This is a genomic window from Arthrospiribacter ruber (assembly GCF_019343195.1).
Lineage (GTDB): Bacteria > Bacteroidota > Bacteroidia > Cytophagales > Cyclobacteriaceae > Arthrospiribacter > Arthrospiribacter ruber.
The window spans coordinates 467,923-490,706 of sequence record NZ_RPHB01000004.1 but is presented as its reverse complement, the minus strand read 5'-3'; the positions used below and the strand labels follow the sequence as shown (position 1 = coordinate 490,706).

Sequence of the window (22,784 nt, the reverse complement as noted above, 5' to 3'; positions counted from 1 at the left end):
CACTTTCTAACAGTCCTTATTTTGTTCAACTGCATTATTTAACATTATCCACATAAAATCAATTATTTGATGGAAAAGCATGCTATTTTATTTATTGTTCACAATAATTTAGAACGTATTGAAGATTTTTTTAAAATATATGACCATCGTTTCTATTACTTTGTTCATATTGATAAAAAATGTAACATTGAACCTGATAGGATCCGGAAAATTAAATCCAAAAATGAGAATGTAGTTTATATTGGTTCGGAATATACAGTGAATTGGGGCGGTTTTAACTTCTTAAAGACAATAATTTTTCTAGTTGAAAAAGCGCTGAACTATGGAGGGTTTAGTTACATACATACTACAAGTGAGTCTAATTTACCTATTAAATCCAATAGTTTTTTTATTGATTTTTTTAATCAAAATAATGGAAGGGAGTTTATTGAGCATTTCCCCTTGGAATCTGATAAATGGTTTAGAGGGGGGTTATATAGGTTTAATTTATATAATTTATATGATTTTTTTAACGCCAAAACTAAAATTGGAAAAGTCATGATTAATAAGTTATTGAATTTTCAGGATTTTATTGGTGTTAATCGGAATATTTTAAAAAAAATCCCAAATCTATATGGGGGTTCTTGTTGGTTTTCTTTGACATCCAAATGTTTAGAATTTTGCTTAAATTACATAAATCAGAATCCTAAATTTATTAAGGCTTTTCAATATTCCCATTGTCCGGAAGAGGCTTTTTTTCAAACCATTATTATAAATTCTGAATTCAGAGACTTTGTGGTAAATGATCATTTAAACTATATTGATTGGGAGTTTAGAAATGGGAATAGTCCTGCAAATCTTGATTCGTCAGACTTACCTAAATTACTAAACTCGGAGAAATTGACAGCAAGAAAGATAGTTCCAGGAGTTTCTGATCAGGTTCGATTAGATATATTAAACTTCCTTGAAATAAAGCCTTAAGTATGTTGAAAGGTATTTTATCGAATAAAGTTTTTAAAAATTTTTCATATCTCACTCTGGGAACCATTGTTTCTCAACTTTTAAGTTTGATTACTGTTTTAAAGATTACCAAAATACTACAACCTGATGATTATGGTTTGTATACTTTCATTATCGCTCAAGGAGCACTATTGGTCACTATTGCAGATTTAGGTATACAAACAATTGTTGTTAGAACAATATCTCGAGACAAGGAGAGTACAAATGATCTTGTAGTTAATGGAATATATATCCGTCTCTTTGCTTTAATTATAGTCAGTGGGATTTATATAATATATAATATTGTATTAGGTGAGTTATCCAATGAAGAGCTTTTTTATCTTTTTGGATTTTCTGTTATTACCTGTATAGGAAAACTCTACGAAATTGTATTTATCGGGTATCAGAGAATGTTACCTACATCAATAATCAATTTAGTTTTTAGTGTAGTTTGGTTCGCAATAGTTTTTATAATGCCACCAGCTTATTTAAGTGTTCCAAGTTTGATGATTTTTTACCTAATCACAAATCTCGGAAAGAACATAACATATTATGTAGTTTTAAAGAAGTTTGGGATGCTCATAGGGAAGGTTGATAACTTTTTTGATTCTTCTGTCACTTTGCTTAAAGAGAGTTGGCCATATTTCGCTTTGACATGTGTAATGCTACCCTATAGAAAATTTTCAAATAATTTTCTAGATATTAATTCTAATATAGAAGAGGTGGGATTTTTCAATTTATCAGAAAAATTCACGGGTCCAATTTCTATGGTCTTGGATATAGCTCTGATTGCTATCTTCCCAAATCTTTCTGCGATGTGGGTATCAAATAATATTAAGTTTAAGAAAATTATTAAAGAAGGATTTAAATACTATATGCTTTTAGGCGGTGTTCTTGCTTTTTTATTTACGATGTTTGCTCAAGAGATTTTAACTCTTTTGTTTTCATCTGAATACCTGCCAGCTGTAATTGTTTGTCAGATTCAGATTTGGTTTTTACTTCTAAGTTCAATTGACAGTTTGATTGGAACTGTATTAGGAGCAACAAATAATGAAAAGAAAATTTTTCAGTTAGGGCTTATAAATTCAATAATTTCTACGCCAATAATTTTCTACGGTAGTTATTATGGTGCTTTTGGGATGTCTTTGGCTTACTTGGTTACTTTTGCGATATATCAATTTTATATCTGGTATGTGTTTAAAAAAGCGGTTAATATAGTAGTTCGCAAAGTTCTAGTTATGTGGATTATTTTAATATTTTTATTCTTGTTTTCTTATTTTATTGCTTCAGATTTTAGCCTTATTTTAAAGATTGCAATTTCGATACCATTAATTTTAATTGTTTCATCTATTACTTTAGGAAAGGAAGTGGTTTTAAAAGTTATAAAATGAAAGGCAAATTGTATTTAATTTATTTATTCATTTTTATTCTGATTAGTTTAAAATTTTTTGACGCTACTTTCATACCGCCGTCTGCATCGAATTATATCTTTATATTATTCATTTGGATTTCTGTATTTCTTTCTTTTATGTTTTGGTTTAAGACTCGTAAAACTACTTTTGACACACCTATATATCTCGTTTTTTTTTCAATTTCTTTCTCTATGGTAATGGCTTATTTATCATGGGGACAAAGTATTATTCACAGTCTGTTAGAAACTAGTCAATATTTAGCATGGCCCTTCTACTTTTACCTAGTTGGGAATAATTTTAAGGTAAAAACGGTTGAAAGGATTATAATCATCTATGGCTTATTGTATGTTGTTCTTTTTTTCTTCCAATATGCAAATCAAGGAATGGTTTTGTTCGGAAAACCTTTATATGGTGATGAGTGGTCTGAGGATAGGGGAGTTATAAGAATAATTTTCCCAGGGGCTGGAATTTTTATATTAGCGGTTTTTATTGCATTGACAAAAGTTACTACAACAAAAACCTATGTTTGGTTTTGGGTGTTGATTTTAATTTTAGGAATTGTTATTCCAATTATGCAGGTGACAAGGCAATTTATTGCAGGAATGCTACTGGTTTATTTATATCATTTTATGGCCAATGGAAAACCGATTATTAAATACGCATTAATTTTCGTGGTTTTTTTAGTGGGGTCAATCCTTGTGAATTTGGAAATAGATTCGATAAAAGGTGTTTTGGAAGCTGGTAAAAATGATGCCAAACTTGGAAAGAATTATATTAGGGTATTAGCTGCTAAGTATTTTTTAGAAGATTATGCACCAAATGATGCCAGTAAAATATTTGGTAGTGGAGCACCTTATTGGGGTATTTCATCAGTAGGAAAATTTAATGAGAGATTAGCTGATGAAAAAGGTTATTTCCTTTCTGATGTTGGAATAATTGCAGTCTATGCTATGTTTGGGGTATTTGCAGTATTGGGCTTTGTGATTATTTGGGTAAAAAGTTTTACAATCAAGCTTTCTGAATCCTTTAGCTATGCCAAGTACTATTTATGGTATATTCTTTTCACCAGTGTTACTTGGTATTCAGTATACTATTATCATTATATTATTTCTACAATTTTGGCGCTTTACTTATTTCAAAAAGGAATAGAGCATGAAGAAAAAAAGAAGTTATTGAAAAAAATTTCAACTAAGATGAAATTGAAAATTACTGAATATATATAGATATGAGTAAAGATTTAACTGTTGTAATGCCAGTTTATAATGGGGAAAGATATTTAAAAGACGCTATATCTAGTGTATTAATTCAAAGTTTTAAAAATTTTGAATTGCTAATTATTGATGATGGGTCATCTGATCAATCCTTAAAAATAATTGAAGGAATAAATGACTCTAGGATTAGAATAATTAGAAATAATGAAAATAAGGGGATAGCTTTCGTTAGAAACCTAGGATTAAATCAAGCAAAGGGGAAATACCTTGTTTGGATGGACTGTGATGACATAATTCATAAGGATAAATTTCAAAAGCAAATTGATTATTTGGAAAGCAATTCTGAAGTAGGAATTTGCGGAACTTGGTTATGGCGATTTGGAGATGGAAAGCAGGCAATTGCGAAATCACCAAATGATCCAGAAGTAGTTAAAACAACCCTCATATTTTCTCCATCTGTTTGGAATGCAACAGCAATGTTTAGATTGAGTTTTATTAGAAAGGCAAATTTGAATTATGATACGCGTTTGGCAATTGCCGAAGATTACAATTTTTATTTAGATGCCAGTTTTCATTTTCCAATTCATAATATACCAGAACCATTGTATTACTATAGAGCTTCGGAAACAAGCATTATGAAGGAATACGAGAGTCAAGAAAGTAAAAAGAAATCTTTCTATAAAATCATTTATACTAAAGTTTTCGATAAACTTGGTATTATTAATGACGATAGAAATTTTAATGTTCATTATAAAATTGCTTCAAACCATTTGATTGACGATTACTCTGAATATCAAGAAGTCTATGAATGGTTGGTTTTTTTAAAGAAGAAGAATATGGAAATGAATATTTACAATCATGATAGTTTTAGCATTATGATTGATAATATGTTTTATTTCGTAAGTAAAAAATCATCGAAAATCGGTTTTACAGTATTTGCTTTTTTCATGAAAAATGTAAGTTCATTAAAAAATATTGAATCAATTTTATTGCTCAAATTACTAACAAGGTGTATTGTTAAATATGATAAATTTTGAAAAATATGATTTTAGATAAGTGCTTCAATAGGTCAATCAAATATTATTCTCTTTTACTGAGCCAAAAATGAAAAAATTATTAATTATTTCAAAAGAGCAATTTGGCTATCACATTGATACTTTTAAATATGCGTTTTATTTAAAAGAAGAATTGGAGATTACATACATCTGTTTAGATCAGGGATTAAAAAAAAAAAATATTGAAAATGTTGAAGTTATTTATGTATCTAAAAATATTTTTAAGCCCTTTACACTTTTTACTCTTTTAAGGACAGTAATTTTAGAAAATAAGAAAAATAAATTTGATTTTATTTTTATTTTATACTTTGTAGGTTGTTCAATATTGAAAATTCTTGATAGAAAAAGTAATATTATTCTGGACATAAGAACATTGTCTGTTGAAAAATCTAATTTTATCAATCGATTCTTAGATAAAATATTGAAGTTGGAAACTTTATTTTTTGAAAATATCACTTTAGTAGGAGAGAATATAGCCAAGAAGATTGGTTTAAGAAAATATCAATTGCTCCCCTTAGGAGGAGAACGCTTTTCAAGTAAATCTAAGCAAATTACTGGATTCAATTTATTGTATGTCGGGACATTGAGTAATCGGAATATTTTAGATTTTGTCAAAGGATTTCATTCATTTTTAATGTCTCTTCCTTTAAATAATAGAAAAGATGTCAGTTTTGTTATAGTGGGAAGTGGTTACGGGAATGAATTAGAAAGCATAAAAAAATATATTTATACGAATGGTTTAGCCGAACATATAACAACAACTGGATATGTTCAAAATGATGAACTTGGCATGTATTTTAATAAAGCTAATATCGGAGTTAGCTTTATCCCAATTACTCCTTATTTTGAAAATCAACCTCCTACAAAAACTTATGAATATTTACTTTCTGGTTTAGTAGTGTTAGCTACAAGTACGAAAGAAAATGCCAAACTAATTAACGAAAGTAATGGAGTTTTGATTAAAGATACACCAGAATCTGTCAGATCTGGACTAGTAAGGTTGTATGCCGAAAGGGAAAAATTTAATCCAAAAATGATTAGTAAAGAATTTGAAGACCATTTATGGGAAAATATTTCACAAAACATACTTAAGCCTTACTTGGAAAAAATTCATCACAAATAGTTTTTTGTTAAAATAATTTTTAACGATTTAAAGTAAATGAACAATAGGATCTTAATAACTGTACCAAATCTTTATCTTCCAGGCGGTGTTGCTGTACTCTATTCGAGTTTAGATTTTCAAAATCAAGGCTTAGCTCAATATTTTCCAATTTACTTTGATGAAGCCAACTTTACAAGGTTAGGAAAGGTGAAAAGATTGATTTTTAAGTATACTAAGTTCTTTAAAGTAATTGATATGGCGGATACTATATTAATAAACCCGTCTTTGACTTTTAATTCATTTTTAAGGGATTCAATATTTGCAATAATAGCGAAATTAAGAAAGAAGAAATTAATTGTTTTTTGGCATGGATGGGAAGAGGAAACTGAATATGTAATCAAGAATTCCACATTTATGAGATTTCTTTTTAAGATTTCATTTGGTAGAGCTGATGGAACTATAATTCTAGGTACAGTTTTTAAAAATAAAATCCGCGATTTGGGATTGAAGATGAATTCTGAATTTTTGCTTTTTCAAAATGTGGCAAATAGTGGATTCATTGATTATGAAAAAAGCTTTTCTCCGAAAAAGATCCAAAATGAAGTTCGCATATTGTTTATGTCTAGAATTGAAGAAAATAAAGGTGCTTTAGAGGTTGTTAAAATATTCCAAGGTTTAAAGGAAAAAAATAATGGGATTAATGTTCAATTAACTGTTGCGGGAGATGGTGAAATTTTGTCAGAAATTAAAGAGTATATTAAAGAGAATAAAATTCAGAATGTGATTTTTCCAGGGCATGTGGAAGGCTTAGATAAACATATTTTATTTGAAAGAAGCCATTTATTTGTTTTCCCCTCATCTTATGGAGAAGGAATGCCATTAGTTATTATAGAAGGTATGGCATATGGTCTTCCTATAATAAGTTCTCCTAAAGGAGGAATTCCAGATATAATTCAAGAAGGAGTCAACGGGTTTTTAGTTGATTCGGATGATATTGATGGATACATTGATAATATTATAAATATTATTAATAACAGTGAATTGTATGAAGCTATTTCTACAAATAATTTTGCTTATGCATTTAACAATTTAACTCCTGATGTTGGCAGAAAGAAATTAATCGATTTTTGTAATAAAGTCTATGAGAAATAAAGTAATTAGCGATTTAGGTAATGGTTTCAAATATCATGAATTAGTAGAATTTTATTGTACTAAACAGGATTTAAGCACCTTCGACCCTTATGACATTTGGAAAACTGGATTAGGCGTATATGTGAAAGACTGGTTTAATCGAAGTAAGCTTTTAGCAGGTGGACCTGCTTTAGCTATGACATTATATGATCATTTATTAAATAATGGACTAAGATTAGGCTACAGTAAACAAGAGTACCCTATTGTTAGAGCCTTGGCCGCTCAAGTATTGTTAAATACTTATAATTCTTCAAAAAATGATAAGTACCTAATCTCAGCAAGAGAACATCTTGATTGGCTTGTTGAAAATAGCAGTAAAGGATACTCTGGGTATTGCTGGGGTTTAGGGTTCAAATGGGCTGTTTATAAAGGAGTAATATATGATTCTAACACGCCTCATTCAACCCATACTCCTTATGCATTAGAGGCCTTTGATATGTATAAAGAAATTACAAATGAAAGTAGGTATGATCACGTCATTATAAGTTGTTTTGAATTTTATGAAAACGATTTAAAAATTCTTTGTGAAGATAAAGATAGTATGGCTATTTCATATGGTCCTTTCAAAGATAGGCCAATTAGCAATGCGGTATCCTACACTTTGTATGCATATAGTATATTTTTAAAATATTTTCCAGAAAAGGGAGAATATTTGAACGCTAAAATTCAAAAATTCTATAATTTTATTAAGAAAAAACAACTTGATAATGGGGCTTGGTTTTATGCTCCTTTGGAATCCAATTCTTTTATCGATTGTTTTCATTCATGTATAATTTTGAAAAATGTATTTAAAGCCCAAAGAAATTTAGGTTGTTTACAAGATTCAGATCTAATAATACAAAGTGGTTATGAATATTTGAAAAATCACTTTTTCGAAGAAAAAATTGGTTTGTTTAAACGATTTTCAAAAACGAATAAATTATCTTTAATCAAGTTTGATCTATATGATAATGCAGAGGTTTTAGCGCTTTCAAAATTATTAGTAGATAATGATGTAGCTGAAAGTCTCCAGGATAGAATTTTTGAAGTATTTGTGAAGAGCGACAAGGAAATTTTCTCGGCTATTAATATTTTAGGCAACCCAATAAATAAAAATACATTGAGATGGGCCGTCATGCCTTTTTTATATTCATTGTCAACTTGATAAACATAATATTTAAATATTGCTCTTATCCAATCACTTATAATTGCGATGTATTATTGATGCTATAAATTGTGATAGTTCTCCGAATCATGTTTATGATATTTAATCGCTTTGCAAAACAGTTGGAATACTTATAAAATTTTATTTTAGGATAGGTTAAAATTTTGCTTTATTAAACTATTTTCAATCAATGAATATGAATTTATATGTGTGGAATATTAGGGGCAATTAATATTGATTTTGATATTGAAGAGCTAGATCTCATCAAGCATCGAGGACCTGATGACTTTGGAATTGAAAATTTTCAATTACACCAGCATCAGGTGATTTTGGCCCAAAGGAGACTTTCAATACAGGACCTTTCACCAGCTGGTCATCAGCCAATGAAGTCAGAATGCGGAAATTATATTATCATCTTTAATGGAGAAATATATAACCATTTGGAGCTGAAGAAAAGACTTACCAAATATTCTTTTAAAGGTCATTCTGATACTGAAACGATTTTATATTATTTAATTGAAAATGGAATTTCAGGGATAAGAGATCTTAACGGGATTTTTGCAGTTGCTTTTTTAGACTTAACAAAAAACATCTTAAGCCTTTTTAGGGATCCCCTTGGGATCAAACCGCTATACTATAGTTTAAACCAAAAAGAGAATTCTGTTATCTTCTCGTCTGAAATTAGGCCAATCAAATCTAATATTCCAGAAGTACAGGTCGATTCTACTTCTTTAGCAAAATTGCTTAAATTGAGATATAATCCTTCACCGGATACTTTGTTCAAAGGTGTTAGAAAGCTGAAACCAGGTCATTTGATGGAGTTTGATCTAAATGAAAAGAATATATCCTTCAAAGAATTTTTTTTCGCAAAACAGTTGCCCTCAACTAAGAAGATTTCTTTTGAAGATAGTGTTTCAGAATATGGTTTTAAATTCGAAAAAGGGGTAGAAAGACAATTGCTTTCAGATGTCCCTATTGGGATTTTACTTAGTGGGGGAATAGACTCAGCTTTGGTTGCAGCTGTAGCTCAGAAGTATTCAAATGAACCCTTGAAAGCTTTTACAATTGGTTTTGAGGGTGAGCATAGCGAGGACGAAATAGAAGATGCCGCCGAAACAGCAAGAATTTTAGGATTAGAACATCAATTCAGAAAAATTTCATTTTCCGATTTTTTACAGATTTTCAAAAAATGCATTGAAATTGTTGAAGAACCTTTAGCTACAAGCTCCATGATTCCAATGTATTTCCTTTCTGAATTGGCATCAGAACATGTGAAAGTAGTCTTAACAGGACAAGGTGCAGATGAACCATTAGGAGGCTATCCACGATATCAGTCTGAATTAATTTTAGATAGGATACCTATGCCAATTCAGAAGTTGACTAAAAATATTTTCGGCTCTTTCAATTTTAAAAATGATAGAATCAGTAGGGGAATAGCCACAATCGGAATAGAAAATGAAATTCAGAGGTTTCTAACCAATTATCAAGTTTTCAATGAATCTGAAATAGAGAAGCTTATTGGTGTTAAAGGGATCAATTATTCAGACTCTTTCGAGTATTATTACAAAGTTCTTGGCTGTAAGTCTAAACAACATCCAGTAGAAAGGATGATGGCTTTGGATACAAGGATGAATCTGTCAGATGACCTTTTAAATTACACTGATAAGATCACGATGAACTTTGCCTTGGAGTGTAGAGTCCCTATTTTGGATTTAGAACTTGTGAATTTTATTGAATCCTTGGATTATTCCAAAAGACTTGGTTTGGGTAAAACAAAAATCATCCATAAAGCCTATGCTGATAGAATTTTACCAAACAAGATTATCAATAGAAAGAAAAGAGATTTCAGATCACCTACTAGCCTTTGGTTCAGGGAAAACCCTGAACTGATTAAAAGTATTTTACTAAATCCAAATGCTATTTTCTCTGATTTTTTTAATTTAAATGAAGTAAATAAACTAATCGATCAACATCAAAATAAATTTCCCAAAGAAAAACAAATATTCCTATTATTGGGAATTTATTTCTTTTTAGAAATACATCAAACCAAACCTCATAAACTTAAAAGTAGATGAAAAAATTAGATGACATGAACCAAATTCTAAAAGAGGATTTAAATTATATTTTTGAAAAACTGGATAAAGAGGAGAAATCAAAATTCAATAATGCTACGGTCTTGTTGACAGGCTGTGGAGGCTTTCTTGGCTACTATTTTATGCATTTTCTGAATAGGTATTCAGAAGAGCTGCATATTAAGCAAATAATCGGGTTGGATAACTTTCTTACTGGGACAAAGGACTGGCTTGAAAAATTAGCTAAAGAAAACCCGAAAATTTCTTTACATACCTTTGATGTGATCAAGGATGATCCAAACCAGATTAAGGGAATTGAAAATGCTGATCTGATCATTCATGGAGCATCAATAGCTTCTCCGACATTTTATAGGATATATCCACTTGAAACTATAGATGCCAATATCACAGGGTTAAGGAGGCTTCTGGATTTTTATTGCAATAAACCAATTAAGGGTTTCTTGTTTTTTTCCAGTAGTGAGATTTATGGAGATCCTTTTCCAGAATATATACCAACGGCTGAAACTTACAGGGGAAATGTATCCACGATGGGGCCACGGGCTTGTTACGATGAGGCAAAAAGGTTCGGGGAAACTCTGTGTTATGTGTTCCATGAAAAATACAACATGCCAATTTCCATTGCAAGGCCCTTCAATAATTATGGGCCTGGTATGAATATTAATGATAAAAGACTTCCTGCCGACTTTGCTAAATGTGTACATGAAGGAAGGGATCTCATCATGTATTCAGATGGAAAACCCACTAGGACTTTTTGTTATATAAGTGATGCAATCACGGGATACCTTAAAGTGTTATGTCATGGGAAGCTTGATGTCTTTAATATAGGTATAGATAATCCGGAAATATCAGTGAAGGAATTTGCCAACCTATTTATTGAATCAGCAAAAGAGGTTTACAATTACAAAGGAAAGGCAATTTTTCAAACTTCTGATGATTCTGAATATTTGACAGATAATCCAAATAGAAGGTGTCCAGATATCAGTAAAGCCAAGGAATTATTAGGTTATTCCCCTGATATTTTGGTCAATGAAGGAGTGAAAAGATTTTTAACATTTTTGAATTTAAATGAGGGTAGATTATGAAAGTTTCAGTTTTGGGATTGGGATTTGTTGGCCTTACCACAGGTCTTGGCTTCGCGAAAAAGGGTTTCACTACATATGGTTTTGATGTCAATGCCGAGAGGCTTCAAAGCCTGAAGAAACATGTCATTCCCTTTCATGAACCGCATTTGAAGGAAATATTGGAAGAAACAGACCAAAAGACTTTTTTTCTGGATTCTGACTTTAATGAGGCCATAATGCAAAGTGATGCTATATTTCTTTGTGTAGGCACACCTGAAAAAGAAGATGGAAGCGCTGATTTGACTTATATTTTTAAAGCGATAGAACAGATATTGGCAGTGCCTACCAAAAAGTTCCAGGTCCTAATAACAAAATCCACAGTGCCCCCTTCTACTGTATCTGAGGAGGTAATTCCATTTGTCAAAAAGATATTGGAACAAAAGAATGGGGAAAGAAATATTGGTTTTGCTTCTAATCCTGAGTTCCTTAGAGAGGGATATTGCTGGGAAGATTTTATTAATCCTGACAGGATTGTAATTGGAGTAGAGAGCGAGGCTTCGAAAAATATCTTGGAAACATTGTATAATCCATTTAATGCCCCAATCCACTATGTGAATTACAACACCTCTGAATTTATCAAATATCTTTCTAATACGCTATTATCCACAATGATCAGTTATGCCAATGAAATGTCAATGGTTGCAGGAAGTATTGGGGAAATAGATATAAAGAAGGCCTTTAGAGTATTGCATGAAGATAAAAGATGGTATGGAAATCCTGCTGGGATGAAAAATTATGTATATCCAGGATGTGGATATGGAGGCTATTGCTTACCAAAAGACACTGCTGCGTTGATAAAAATATCTGAAAAAAATGGATTTTCGCCTCCAATTTTGAAATCTAATTTGGAAATAAATAGATCCATTAAAAGCTATTTAGTAGATAAGGTAGTCAAGGAACATAAATCTGATGTAAAAATAGGAATACTGGGATTGTCATTTAAACCTGACTCTGATGATGTAAGATTAGCCCCACCTAAAGAGATAATTGAAGATCTGGTGACCAGAGGTTACAAAAATATACTTGCCTACGATCCTGTAGCTGTTAAGGAATTCAAAAAGTACAATGGTGATCTTAAAATCCAATATGAGGAGACTTTAAAAAGCTTAGTGGAATCATCAGAAGTATTGCTTTTGCTTACTGGTTGGAAAGAATTTAAAGAAAACGAACAATTATTTTCAAACAAGACCCTTTACGATTTTAGATATTTTCTATAATGGAACTGCAAGAAACTAATTTGGAGGGATGCTTTATTCTACATCCAAAGACTTTTAGAGATAAAAGAGGAAGCCTTACAAAAATCTATCATCAAGATATATTTAAAGGTCTTGGGTTAGATCTGAGTTTTAAGGAAGAATATTTTTCTGTTTCAACTAAGGGTGTTCTTCGCGGACTACATTTTCAAACTCCACCTATGCAGCATTCCAAATGTGTTACTTGTGTCGCGGGTAGTATTTATGATGTGGTAGTTGATCTCAGAAAGAAATCTCCCACTTATGCTGATCATTTCAGTTTGATTTTGGATTCAAAGGAGCCTAAGATGCTGCTTGTCCCTGAGGGCTTTGCTCATGGCTTTGTTGCACTCGAAGATAATTCTGTCTTCCTCAATAGATCTACCACTGTTTATTCTCCTGAATGTGATGCTGGCATAAGGTGGGATTCTTGTGGTATTCAATGGCCTGATATGGATCTGATAATTTCGGATAAAGACAGCTTAATGCCTAGTTTTAAGAATTATGACTCTCCATTTTAGGCTAAATACTAAAATAGCATTAGGATGCATAGATAGCTTTTTTGCTAATTAATCAACTTTAAAAAAAGACATCAAAAAACTATGATAATAATAGATACAGCACTAAAGAAAAGACAAAGCCTGAATAATCCCATTAGGGTAGGAATGATAGGAGCTGGAGAAATGGCCAAAGGTATGATCAATCAGATAGAAAAATATACCCCAGGGATGGTTGTTTCAGCTACATATAACAGGACTCCCGAAAGGGCTAAAAAAGTTTATGATGCACTAGGCCTCACAAATTATCTTATTACAGATAACATTATAAAAGCCAATCAGGCAATTGCAGATGGGAAAAGTGTGATAACAGGGCATGTGCATACATTTTTGAATCTCGACAAAGTAGAGGTTGTTGTGGAGTCTACCGGTGCAATTGATTTTGGTGCCAAAATAATTTTAGAGGCATTTGCACATGGAAAACATGTATTGTCTTTCAATGCAGAATTGGATTCTACCTTAGGTCCAATCCTCTTGAAGAAGGCAAAGGATTCAAATGTCAAATATGCCCTAGGAGATGGAGATCAGCCAGGTGTTACTATGAACCTTTACCGTTATGTAAAAGGAATGGGCTTTGATCCGCTAATATGTGGAAATGTGAAGGGTATGTTGGATTATTACCGGACACCCGCCACACAAAAGGGTTTTGCAGAATCTTGGGGGATGGCCCCTGAAATGGCTACCAATTTCGCTGATGGAACAAAAGTCGCTTTTGAACAATCCTGCATTGCAAATGCAACTGGAATGTGCGTCGCTAAAAGAGGAATGTTGGCATATGAGTCTAACGACCATATTGACAACCTCACACACCTTTATGATTTTGATCAACTTAAAGCATGGGGTGGAATCGTAGAATTTATTATTGGGGCAAAACCCTCACCAGGAGTTTTTGTATATGCTACCACAGAGGATCCATATTCCATTAAGTACCTTGATTATGGAAAGTTGGGAAAAGGACCATTATATAGCTTTTATGTGCCATATCATTTGCTGTTTTTTGATATTGCAAGCTCCATATCCAGATTAATAGATTTTGATGATCCTGTGATCATTCCTCTAGACAAACCATATGTCGACGTTGTCGCTACAGCAAAAACAGACCTTAACCCAGGAGATACAATCGATGGGATAGGAGGATTTAAAACCTATGGGCTTTGTGATAATCACAATGAAGTCCGATCTTCAAACCTTCTTAATATGGGACTTGCAGAAGGCTGTGTTGTGACTAAGCCGGTTAAGAAAGATAGTGTTTTGACTTATGATGATGTGGTTGTTCCTAAAGGAAGACTCATTGATAAATTGATGATTGAACAATTAAAGCTCTCACTTTAATAATTAATAAATGAATAATAATAAACTGATAATTGGACTTTCTCTTACAATATTGATCCTAATTGCCTTTAACCTGATCAATGTTTTTTTGCCAGAAAAATTTCTGATTATTCACACAGATGACTTTGGATTATCTGATTCCCACAATAGAGCAACTATTGAGGCCATGAGAGAGGGCTTGGTAACATCAGCTAGCCTGATGGTGCCATGTCCTAAAAGAGATGAAGCCATTGACTTATGGAAAGAAAATAGAGACCTTGATATTGGAATTCATCTGACGTTTACCAGCGAATGGGAAAATTATAAATGGGGTGGGGTGGCAGAGAGTCATTTGATTTCCAGTATTTTAGATAAAAATGGGAAAATGTATCCTGACTGTGCATCATTTTTAGAAAATGCAGATATTTCGGAGATTGAAATAGAGATTAGGGCTCAAATTGAGTATGTATTAAATAGTGGACTTAGACCTTCACACTTGGATGCACATATGAGTTGCTTATTTAGGGGTTCATCCGACCTCATTTTTTTATATGTAAAGTTGGCTCAGGAGTATAATATTCTGCCAATGCTTACGAAAGAAAATTTCAAAAAAATCAGTAATGAAAAATATCTAAAATATCTCGATATTGATAAAATAGGGTTGATTGATAATCTTTTTATTGCTTCAGAATCAAAATTTGATAAATTAGGTATGGCTAGGCACTATGAAGAATTATTGAATGGCATAGGAAAGGGATTTAATGTTCTTTTAATTCATACTTCTTACGAAGATGATGAGATGTGGTCCATTACTGGTACACAACCTTATTGGGGTACCAAATGGAGAGCCGATGACTTTAAATATTTTACATCTCTAGAAGTTTATAAAAGTATCTACAAAAATGATATAAATCTTATTAACTGGAAGGTTTATAAAAAGGTAAAAAGTCTAAAAATTTGATTTTTACCATATTTTCCATGGTGTATCCCCACTTTGCCATAAATCTTCGAGGTAGTTTTTATCTCTTAATGTATCCATTGGTTGCCAGAATCCAGTATGTTTGAATGCATTTAGTTTTCCTTGTCTTGCAACTTCTTCCAATGGTTCTTTTTCCCATACTGTTTCATCACCATTAATAAGGTTTAGTGCTTCGGGTTCAACTACAAAAAAACCACCGTTTATCCATGCATTATCATTACCGTCACCAAATGGTTTTTCTCTAAACTGAGCAATTTTGTGTTGATCACTTTTTAATGAAAAAGCTCCAAATCTACCTGGTTGCCGAACCGCTGTTAAGGTAACAGTTGATTTTTTTTGAAAATGAAAATCTATTAGTTTTTTGATATTTACGTCAGATACACCGTCTCCGTATGTCAGACAAAAAGTTTCATTATTGATAAACTGAGATACTCTTTTTATTCTGCCTCCTGTCATTACATTTTCTCCTGTATCTACCAGAGTTACTTTCCAAGGTTCAGATTTTTTACAGTGTACTTGAATTTCATTTTTTTCCAGGTCAAATGTCATATCTGACATGTAAAGAAAATAGTTTGAAAAATATTCTTTAATCATGTAGCCTTTATATCCACAACAAATTATGAACTCATTTATGCCATACTTAGAATATATTTTCATGATATGCCACAAAATTGGCTTCCCTCCAATTTCAACCATAGGCTTGGGACGTATTCCACTTTCTTCACTGATTCTGGTTCCATATCCACCAGCTAAAATAACAGCCTTCATACTTATTACATTAAAATTTAAGTTTAAAGAATTAATTTATATTAAATATTGTATTTTTTATTAAATTAAATGCTGCTCGACCCTTTTCCAAATAAATAGAAGGATTTTTTTGACTGTTTTCAATATTATTTATGAGATCCTTAACTTCTTCAAAGCTAATCTTTTCTTGGTGTCGCATTAACCCATTTTGGATTAGAGTTTTGTCAACATTGAGGAGCTCTCCTTGATAAACAGAAATAGTCGGTACGCCCATAATAGCCATTTCTCTTGTCATCGATCCACCTGCGCCGATAAAAAGTAAGCAATTTTGAGCTATTTTTTCAAAATTTAAGGCTTTTTCAGGGACAGTGACTCCTTGGAACTTTTCACTTTGATAGTGTTTTCTTTGATCTGCATCCCTCACCAGTACGAAGACTTTGTAATCTTTTTTAAGACTGTTAATAACCTCATCTAAAAAGTTTTTTTCTCCTGAATAATACTGCGCAGTGTTTGGTTCTGGCCTTAAGTAGATATGATCCTGGATGGAATTTATTCTTAACTCTTGTATTTTTAATCCCTTTTCCCATAAATAAATTCCTTCTTTTACACCGGGGTATTGACTGATTTTCTTTTTACTAGCACCTTGTGCATATGCAGTCTTTAAAGAAAAGTTTTCTGGTAAAAGTATCTTATTTGCAAATAGAAAGCTGGGAATATTCCCCATTGCGTGTTCATTGTCATTTGTGTAAATAGATTTAATGCCAAGTGATCTGGCGGTAATCGGCAAATAAAAAGAACTTTGACCAATTGCGACATCTACGTTTTTGTCTTTTAAAAACTTTCGCAGGTTTATTATCCGAGTAGGAAATCCAAAAACTTTAGTAAAAAAGCTTTTGTGGACTTTTTCTCCAATTATAGTGAAAGGCCATCCTTTGGTTTTTAAAAGCGGTACAGTGTTGGATGAATCTCTGCATGTCAATACAAAATGATGGCCTCTTTTTTCTAAGTCTTTAATAAAAGGTTCAAAAAAATTGACTTGAGGTGTATTTATAAAGTCTATCCAAATTACCATAAATCAACTCTTTTGATAATAACTTTTTCCATAAGCTTCTCCATAACCATAGGTCATTTCTAGCTTGGCATCGTTCAATACAATCATTGGATTTTTGAATCTTTTCGTTTTTCTAATGTCTTCAATAGTTTTTAACTGGGCCTTAGTTGAAAAGTTATAACGAACCATGTAGACGGTTACGTCAGCAAAATTGGCTAAATTGAAAGAATCTGAAACTAATCCTATAGGTGCAGAATCAATTATTATATGATCATACCTGTCTTGTAAGTTGCTTAATAATTTTTGCAACTTTTCATTTATCATTAGTTCTGCTGGATTTTCAGGAATTTCTCCACATCCAATTATGCATACGTTTTCCTGTTCTGACCAATGGTATATAATGTCATCAATAGAAACTTTCTTTGTAGGATTTAAATACTCTGATAACCCCATCTTTTGGTTTATTTTTAATGATTTAAGAAGAGCCGGTTTTCTAAGGTCAAATTCCAATAAAACGACTTTTTTTCCAGCCAGACCTAGACTTATAGCAAGATTGACACTAAAAAATGTTTTACCCTCACCGCTCATACCTGAAGTGACCAAAATAGTTTGCTTTTCTTTATTGCTGGTAGCAAAAGAGAGACTGGTTCTGATAAACCGTATCTGTTCGGCTATCATTGTTCTTTTATTTTTGCTAATGGCAATTGGGCCTTCTTTTTTTAACTTGGATAATTCACCGAGTACCGGTACTTTGGTGTTTTCTAGAACTTGAGACTTAAACTGGATTTTTTGATCCCATCTATCCTTAAAATATAACAGACCAAAAGGGAGACCAAAGCCAAATATAACGCTTAATCCAAAGATGATTTTTTTATTTGGCTTAACAGGATATTCAGAAGATGATGGAGGATTAATAACCCTTGAGTTACCTGTTGATGCTGCAGCTAAAGTTAAAGCAGCTTCTTCTCTTTTTTGGACTAAAAGTAAGTAATGCTCCTGTTTAATACCTTGTTTTCTATTTATATCCAATAATTCCTTTTCGATAGTTGGCACTCTGGAAGCTCTACTTTGAAATTGACTTGAACTTGACTCTAGGCTTCTTCTGGATATAATTAGATTATTCTTCAACTGACGGATATTTTCAAGGATATTTCTTCTTAAACTTGTCAATTGTTCGCTTAAATTCAGCACAATTGGATTAGATGGCTGAGTTGTTCTGAGCATCCTTTCCCTATCCTGCTGAAGTTTGTTGTAGTTTATGATCAGATCATTTAGCGTTACTTCCGTAACTGTCAAGGAACCTGGAATTGATTCAAACTCGCTATTGGAAGATGTCATGTGAGATTCGATTGATTCCAATACATCAATCTGTACAGCAATCTCAGCCAATTGTTGCCTATTAGTGGTTGTGGAATTTAGAAATAGTTGGGCTTCTGCGCTTATATCGGTGATAGAATTTCTTAACTTATATTTCTCTGCTTCGTTTTCTATGGCCAATAGCTCTTCAGTTAAACTGACTAACTGCTCATCTATAAAAGAAATAGTATTTTTTGCAATTACATTTTTTTCATTTTCCGCATCACTATTGTAGATATCAATTATTTTCTGGATTAAGTCCTCTCCCTTTTTGGGATGTTCGGTATAGGTAGTAAGCGTTATTACACTGGCAAGTTTGTTTACGATATCGACTTCAAAATTATCGGCAATATCCCTGCTAAGTTGCTTCCCATGAAAAACAATCTTTACAGGTTCATTTAACTTTTCTGCAAAGTCGTAGAAGAAGTCTGGATTTTTTTCGATAACGTAAGTTCCAAATGGATTTTTAATTTCCTCGCCAAATTTTAAGATTCTTCCTTCCTTTTTTTCTTGCAATAATTTAAAAGTATTGTTGTTTAATGGAATTATCTCAATCGAGATTTCCCTTTGGTTAAACCCACCATTTTTCTCTTTAATTGAGACATTTATTGGCCGTTCATTCTCATAAATTTCCTTCCATCTCCACAAACCTTTTGGCTCGTAATAAGAAATAAAAAAATTAAGATCTTCCAGGGCTCTAGAGATCAAAAATTCTGACCTGAATACCTCGGCTTCATTTTCTACTGAAGAAGTGCTACTGAACCCAAGCATTTCGGGAAGTAAAGCATTTGAATTGAAATCGGTACCCTTATTTTCATCCCTAAGAAGTAAGGTGCTATTTATTCTGTATAGGGAAGTAGAAAAATAAGCATAAATGACAGCAGAAGATGCAAATATGAAAACACTTAAAAAAAATAATTTCCAATTGTTTAAATATTTATTGAACATCAATCGAATACTGACGGCATCTTTCTGCTGCTCTTTTTCTTCTTCTTCTATTTCTTTTAGAATATCACTAATTTTCATTTCTTCTCTCCTTTTAATTTGTGAACATATCACGGAAATTCAATATTAAAATTACAGCTAGTGTCAAACCACTACTGATCAGAGCGAAAGTTCTAGGGTTGTTATCTGCCTGTATAGCTTTTGTTTTGTATGGTTCGACATATATTATATCGTTTTGCTGTAAATAATAAAATTCAGAAGAAAGAACTTCTTTGTTATTCAAATTTAACCTATTGGCAGTTCTTATTCCGTCCTTTTCCCGAATGATTAAAACATTTTCCCTTTTTCCATAAGCTGTCATATCCCCAGCCAAGCCTAAAGCTTCTAATACAGTTATTTTTTCTGTTGGGATTACAAAAGAATTAGGTTGCTGAACCTCTCCGATAACAGTAACCTTAAAGTTCATAAATCTGATATTTATTATAGGATCCTTTACGTATGCATCCAGTAATTCTGACATTCTTTGAACGGCTCCCTGTTTTGTATATCCTTCAAGTTTGATTTGGCCGATAACGGGGTAATTTATGTATCCATCTTTGTCTACTAGGTAATTTTCGTTAATGGGAGCTGATATAGTGGTGTTATTGCCTTCAGAAGGAATTATTACTCCTGCATTAAATAACATGTTTGATTCTGGATTTAAACTTGTGACGGTAATACTCAGAAGATCATCCGCTTGAATTCGAGGTTCAGACTTATTTGCTATTTCAAAAGTGGCTCCCTTTTGAGAGTCCAAATCTGAAAAATAGGTTAAATTTCTTCTAGAGCATCCAACAGATGTCATGAGAATTAGAAATATAATTTTTATTTTGTTCGATTTATTCATAATGTTTGAGAAACCTATTTTTGATTCGGAAGTAGTATAATAACTTAAAAGTAACTGGCTTTTTCAATAAACCAACTTTACACAAAAAAAAATCTAAGATCAAAGTCAGTTGAAAAAAATAAAATCTGTTCTCCGTAACTTTTTATTACGGAGAACAGAGTTAACTTAAGCAATAGCAAGCTGCTGAACTTTCTTTTCATCATGAAAATTAATAGTCTGAACCGTATTCTCAATATTCTGTCTTGAAGAGGCTCCAAATAATATTGATTCCACATTTGGTAAGTTGCTGACATATTCCAAAGCTTCTGAAGCGGGGATTGCTCCGCCACCCAAAACTTGCATGGCTATCAATCTGCACCTGCCTTCACTGATGGTTTTTTCATAAAGTTCCTTTCCTCCTGACATTCTGAAATTAGCTTTGTTTATGGAAGCACAAATAATTGGATTTTTTATTCCTCCTTTTTCTAAAACATCTAAAAGTTTAGGAAGATTCATTGTTATGAAACCAGCTTCTGCATTGTATTTCTTTTCAATATATTTCGCATATCCGACCAGAAAATCTGTCATCCCTAGGCCAAGTAATAAATCTGTAATTACATTCTGAAGAAATATTACCGGGGTATTAATACCTGTAAACATTTTCATCTCAGCATCTATCAATAGCTCCATTATTGAAAGATAATCTTTGGACAAATAAGCCATTCCTCCTTTAAACATTGAGCCGAAAAAGTTTCCTGGTACATACTGCTTCAATGTTCCTGCTATGCCAAGATCAGTCACCGCATTGGCATATTTATGCGCATATGGCATGCAAGGATAGATTTTGAAATCCTGATATTTTTCAGGATTGCTCCTGATGATATTGCATATGTTGGCTATTCTGTCGTGGGTAGTACACATAAAGGTGTTTACACCCGCCTCTCGGGCTATATCAAGGGTTTTGATGATAGCAGCATCGTCTTTAAATTTTATAGACTGTGCTCTTGATTTTTCGTCAGAAATATGATTTACTGCAAAAAACTGGTTATCTCCGAAAATAATTCTTTCCATGGTTGTATTATGCTAGTGATTGTTTTTTAATTAAGTGTATAGAGTGATCCGTTTTCCAAGCGCTTTCAAATGTATTTATGGAATTCTCGGCTTTGCCCTGTACGGATTTTATGAAATGATCAAGTTGGCTGGAATATTCTTCTCCTCTTAGGTAGAAGTTGACCTCATCTGCTAATTCAGTTACATATTTTACATTCCAACCTCTGGAATATCCCTGAGGAGGAGTTTTGGATTTAAAGTAAACTTTTAGCTCATTGGCATCAGAAACTATTTTTCCTTCTGTCCCAATAATTGTGACTGAGGTTGACATTTTTCTATATGTCTCATCACTCCAGTTTACCGAAATAACTCCCGAAACCCCAGATTCAATACTTACCAAAGCGTAAACTGAGTCATCTACACTTTTTGAATAAATAGATTTGAGTATGGAGCCCTTACATTTGTCAATAGGTGAGACTATGTCATTAATCAAGTCTATCACATGGGAGGCATAGTCCATTAGGCAGCCACCCCCTTCACTAGGATCTGATCTCCATGTGTCGCTTTTCTTTTTTATTACAACAGGACCGTATGCTTCACCCAAAAAATGTGTTACTTCTCCTATATGACCACCTTTAACAAGTTTTTTAACTTCTTTAAAAGTCCCTACGAACTTATTATGGTAGCCGACCTGATTGACAAGTCCTTTTTGTTTTGCCATTTCAGTTAATTCCTGACTTTCTATTGGGTTTAAACAGAATGGTTTTTCAGCAAAGACATGGATGTTTTTTAATAGCAGGTCTTTTACCATTTTAAAATGATACTTTGTTGGTACGGCTACTATTACGGCATCAGGTTGGGTTTCGTCTACCATTTTCTCATAATCTGAATAACAGTTATATCCGCTGTAATTTTTTAGAACATCCACTACCATTTTGGAAGTGTCGCAAACCCCAACAATTTCCACCTCTGGATGAGCTCCTAAAATTGAAAGATGGGAAATGCCCATTTTTCCAGCTCCTATTAATGCAATTCTTACCATATAGATTTTAGAAATTAAAGATTTAGAGTATTTATTACTCTATTATGATTATGTGTCAAAGTACTTTATTTTTTATTTAAAAAGCAACAAATTGTATGTGAAAATAAAATTAATTTTTCTAACCATTCAAAATATTGGAAGTAAACAGCTTTAAAAAAAACCAATAAATATGGTTTTAAATTGAGTATACTGCTTCATAATAAAGTTTTCTTTGTTTTAATAGTTTTCCTAACTGGAATCGACTAAAAGAAGTCTATACGGATAATGTGAATTATTAATAATTAAATAAATATATTATAATGTAATTTAAATACATAAAAAAGTATTGCTACATTTAATGTG

19 protein-coding genes are annotated in these 22,784 nt (G+C 32.3%); 13 read left to right on the top strand and 6 right to left on the bottom strand.

What is annotated here, in order from left to right; genetic code table 11:
* Positions 1-69: 69 nt before the first annotated feature.
* From EGN73_RS10910 to EGN73_RS10850, 13 genes are all read left to right on the top strand, one after another.
* Positions 70-960 carry a beta-1,6-N-acetylglucosaminyltransferase gene (locus tag EGN73_RS10910; RefSeq protein WP_219289416.1) on the top strand — a complete coding sequence of 297 codons (891 nt, stop codon included), beginning with the start codon at positions 70-72 and terminating at the stop codon, positions 958-960.
* Between the two features lie 2 nt (positions 961-962).
* Positions 963-2,369 carry an oligosaccharide flippase family protein gene (locus tag EGN73_RS10905; protein WP_219289414.1) on the top strand — a complete coding sequence of 469 codons (1,407 nt, stop codon included), beginning with the start codon at positions 963-965 and terminating at the stop codon, positions 2,367-2,369.
* A gap of 212 nt (positions 2,370-2,581) precedes the next feature.
* Complete coding sequence (locus EGN73_RS10900; protein WP_219289411.1) at positions 2,582-3,613, top strand: hypothetical protein; 1,032 nt, start codon at positions 2,582-2,584, stop codon at positions 3,611-3,613.
* Between the two features lie 2 nt (positions 3,614-3,615).
* Positions 3,616-4,638, top strand: a complete 1,023-nt coding sequence (locus EGN73_RS10895) for a glycosyltransferase family 2 protein (protein ID WP_219289408.1) — start codon at positions 3,616-3,618, stop codon at positions 4,636-4,638.
* A 67-nt stretch (positions 4,639-4,705) separates the two neighbouring features.
* Positions 4,706-5,779 carry a glycosyltransferase gene (locus EGN73_RS10890; RefSeq protein WP_219289405.1) on the top strand — a complete coding sequence of 358 codons (1,074 nt, stop codon included), beginning with the start codon at positions 4,706-4,708 and terminating at the stop codon, positions 5,777-5,779.
* Between the two features lie 36 nt (positions 5,780-5,815).
* Positions 5,816-6,910 (top strand): glycosyltransferase family 4 protein, encoded by a 1,095-nt coding sequence (locus tag EGN73_RS10885; RefSeq protein ID WP_219289402.1) that lies wholly within the window; start codon positions 5,816-5,818, stop codon positions 6,908-6,910.
* On the top strand, positions 6,900-8,093 hold the full coding sequence (locus tag EGN73_RS10880) for a hypothetical protein (RefSeq protein WP_219289399.1): 1,194 nt from the start codon (positions 6,900-6,902) through the stop codon (positions 8,091-8,093). The genes EGN73_RS10885 and EGN73_RS10880 overlap by 11 nt, the downstream gene beginning before the upstream one ends.
* Positions 8,094-8,299: 206 nt before the next feature.
* Positions 8,300-10,168 carry an asparagine synthase (glutamine-hydrolyzing) gene (asnB, locus tag EGN73_RS10875; protein WP_219289396.1) on the top strand — a complete coding sequence of 623 codons (1,869 nt, stop codon included), beginning with the start codon at positions 8,300-8,302 and terminating at the stop codon, positions 10,166-10,168.
* Positions 10,165-11,268 carry an NAD-dependent epimerase/dehydratase family protein gene (locus EGN73_RS10870; RefSeq protein WP_219289393.1) on the top strand — a complete coding sequence of 368 codons (1,104 nt, stop codon included), beginning with the start codon at positions 10,165-10,167 and terminating at the stop codon, positions 11,266-11,268. Before asnB ends, EGN73_RS10870 begins: the two co-directional genes overlap by 4 nt.
* Complete coding sequence (locus EGN73_RS10865; RefSeq protein ID WP_219289390.1) at positions 11,265-12,524, top strand: UDP-glucose dehydrogenase family protein; 1,260 nt, start codon at positions 11,265-11,267, stop codon at positions 12,522-12,524. The genes EGN73_RS10870 and EGN73_RS10865 overlap by 4 nt, the downstream gene beginning before the upstream one ends.
* Positions 12,524-13,060, top strand: a complete 537-nt coding sequence (gene rfbC, locus EGN73_RS10860; protein ID WP_219289387.1) for a dTDP-4-dehydrorhamnose 3,5-epimerase — start codon at positions 12,524-12,526, stop codon at positions 13,058-13,060. Before EGN73_RS10865 ends, rfbC begins: the two co-directional genes overlap by 1 nt.
* Before the next feature lie 81 nt (positions 13,061-13,141).
* A complete protein-coding gene (locus tag EGN73_RS10855) occupies positions 13,142-14,428 on the top strand; it encodes an NAD(P)H-dependent oxidoreductase (protein ID WP_219289385.1) in 1,287 nt (428 codons plus the stop codon).
* Positions 14,429-14,438: 10 nt separating this feature from the next.
* Positions 14,439-15,368, top strand: a complete 930-nt coding sequence (locus EGN73_RS10850) for a polysaccharide deacetylase family protein (RefSeq protein WP_219289381.1) — start codon at positions 14,439-14,441, stop codon at positions 15,366-15,368.
* A gap of 3 nt (positions 15,369-15,371) precedes the next feature.
* On the opposite strand, the gene rfbF is transcribed toward EGN73_RS10850, so the two are convergent.
* The 6 genes from rfbF to EGN73_RS10820 all read right to left on the bottom strand — a co-directional run bounded on the left by rfbF (position 15,372) and on the right by EGN73_RS10820 (position 22,442).
* The gene (rfbF, locus tag EGN73_RS10845; RefSeq protein WP_219289378.1) at positions 15,372-16,154 is read right to left on the bottom strand and encodes a glucose-1-phosphate cytidylyltransferase; all 783 of its coding nucleotides are present in this window, start codon (positions 16,152-16,154) and stop codon (positions 15,372-15,374) included.
* A 31-nt stretch (positions 16,155-16,185) separates the two neighbouring features.
* Positions 16,186-17,205, bottom strand: a complete 1,020-nt coding sequence (locus tag EGN73_RS10840) for a DUF354 domain-containing protein (protein WP_219289375.1) — start codon at positions 17,203-17,205, stop codon at positions 16,186-16,188.
* A gap of 3 nt (positions 17,206-17,208) precedes the next feature.
* On the bottom strand, positions 17,209-19,566 hold the full coding sequence (locus EGN73_RS10835) for a GumC family protein (RefSeq protein ID WP_219289373.1): 2,358 nt from the start codon (positions 19,564-19,566) through the stop codon (positions 17,209-17,211).
* Positions 19,567-19,579: 13 nt separating this feature from the next.
* The gene (locus EGN73_RS10830; RefSeq protein WP_219289371.1) at positions 19,580-20,371 is read right to left on the bottom strand and encodes a polysaccharide biosynthesis/export family protein; all 792 of its coding nucleotides are present in this window, start codon (positions 20,369-20,371) and stop codon (positions 19,580-19,582) included.
* A 165-nt stretch (positions 20,372-20,536) separates the two neighbouring features.
* Complete coding sequence (locus tag EGN73_RS10825) at positions 20,537-21,421, bottom strand: aldo-keto reductase family protein (RefSeq protein WP_219289369.1); 885 nt, start codon at positions 21,419-21,421, stop codon at positions 20,537-20,539.
* A 7-nt stretch (positions 21,422-21,428) separates the two neighbouring features.
* Positions 21,429-22,442, bottom strand: a complete 1,014-nt coding sequence (locus tag EGN73_RS10820) for a Gfo/Idh/MocA family protein (protein ID WP_219289367.1) — start codon at positions 22,440-22,442, stop codon at positions 21,429-21,431.
* Positions 22,443-22,784: the final 342 nt, after the last annotated feature.

Bases quoted from the DNA above. Each gene is read 5' to 3' on its own strand.
- EGN73_RS10835 (WP_219289373.1), bottom strand. From the start codon at position 19,566: ATGAAAATTAGTGATATTCTAAAAGAAATAGAAGAAGAAGAAAAAGAG.
- rfbF (WP_219289378.1), bottom strand. From the start codon at position 16,154: ATGAAGGCTGTTATTTTAGCTGGTGGATATGGAACCAGAATCAGTGAA.
- EGN73_RS10870 (WP_219289393.1), top strand. From the start codon at position 10,165: ATGAAAAAATTAGATGACATGAACCAAATTCTAAAAGAGGATTTAAAT.
- EGN73_RS10865 (WP_219289390.1), top strand. From the start codon at position 11,265: ATGAAAGTTTCAGTTTTGGGATTGGGATTTGTTGGCCTTACCACAGGT.
- EGN73_RS10825 (WP_219289369.1), bottom strand. From the start codon at position 21,421: ATGGAAAGAATTATTTTCGGAGATAACCAGTTTTTTGCAGTAAATCAT.
- EGN73_RS10895 (WP_219289408.1), top strand. From the start codon at position 3,616: ATGAGTAAAGATTTAACTGTTGTAATGCCAGTTTATAATGGGGAAAGA.
- EGN73_RS10890 (WP_219289405.1), top strand. From the start codon at position 4,706: ATGAAAAAATTATTAATTATTTCAAAAGAGCAATTTGGCTATCACATT.
- EGN73_RS10850 (WP_219289381.1), top strand. From the start codon at position 14,439: ATGAATAATAATAAACTGATAATTGGACTTTCTCTTACAATATTGATC.
- EGN73_RS10830 (WP_219289371.1), bottom strand. From the start codon at position 20,371: ATGAATAAATCGAACAAAATAAAAATTATATTTCTAATTCTCATGACA.
- EGN73_RS10820 (WP_219289367.1), bottom strand. From the start codon at position 22,442: ATGGTAAGAATTGCATTAATAGGAGCTGGAAAAATGGGCATTTCCCAT.
- EGN73_RS10905 (WP_219289414.1), top strand. From the start codon at position 963: ATGTTGAAAGGTATTTTATCGAATAAAGTTTTTAAAAATTTTTCATAT.
- EGN73_RS10900 (WP_219289411.1), top strand. From the start codon at position 2,582: ATGGTAATGGCTTATTTATCATGGGGACAAAGTATTATTCACAGTCTG.
- rfbC (WP_219289387.1), top strand. From the start codon at position 12,524: ATGGAACTGCAAGAAACTAATTTGGAGGGATGCTTTATTCTACATCCA.
- asnB (WP_219289396.1), top strand. From the start codon at position 8,300: ATGTGTGGAATATTAGGGGCAATTAATATTGATTTTGATATTGAAGAG.
- EGN73_RS10880 (WP_219289399.1), top strand. From the start codon at position 6,900: ATGAGAAATAAAGTAATTAGCGATTTAGGTAATGGTTTCAAATATCAT.
- EGN73_RS10855 (WP_219289385.1), top strand. From the start codon at position 13,142: ATGATAATAATAGATACAGCACTAAAGAAAAGACAAAGCCTGAATAAT.
- EGN73_RS10885 (WP_219289402.1), top strand. From the start codon at position 5,816: ATGAACAATAGGATCTTAATAACTGTACCAAATCTTTATCTTCCAGGC.
- EGN73_RS10840 (WP_219289375.1), bottom strand. From the start codon at position 17,205: ATGGTAATTTGGATAGACTTTATAAATACACCTCAAGTCAATTTTTTT.
- EGN73_RS10910 (WP_219289416.1), top strand. From the start codon at position 70: ATGGAAAAGCATGCTATTTTATTTATTGTTCACAATAATTTAGAACGT.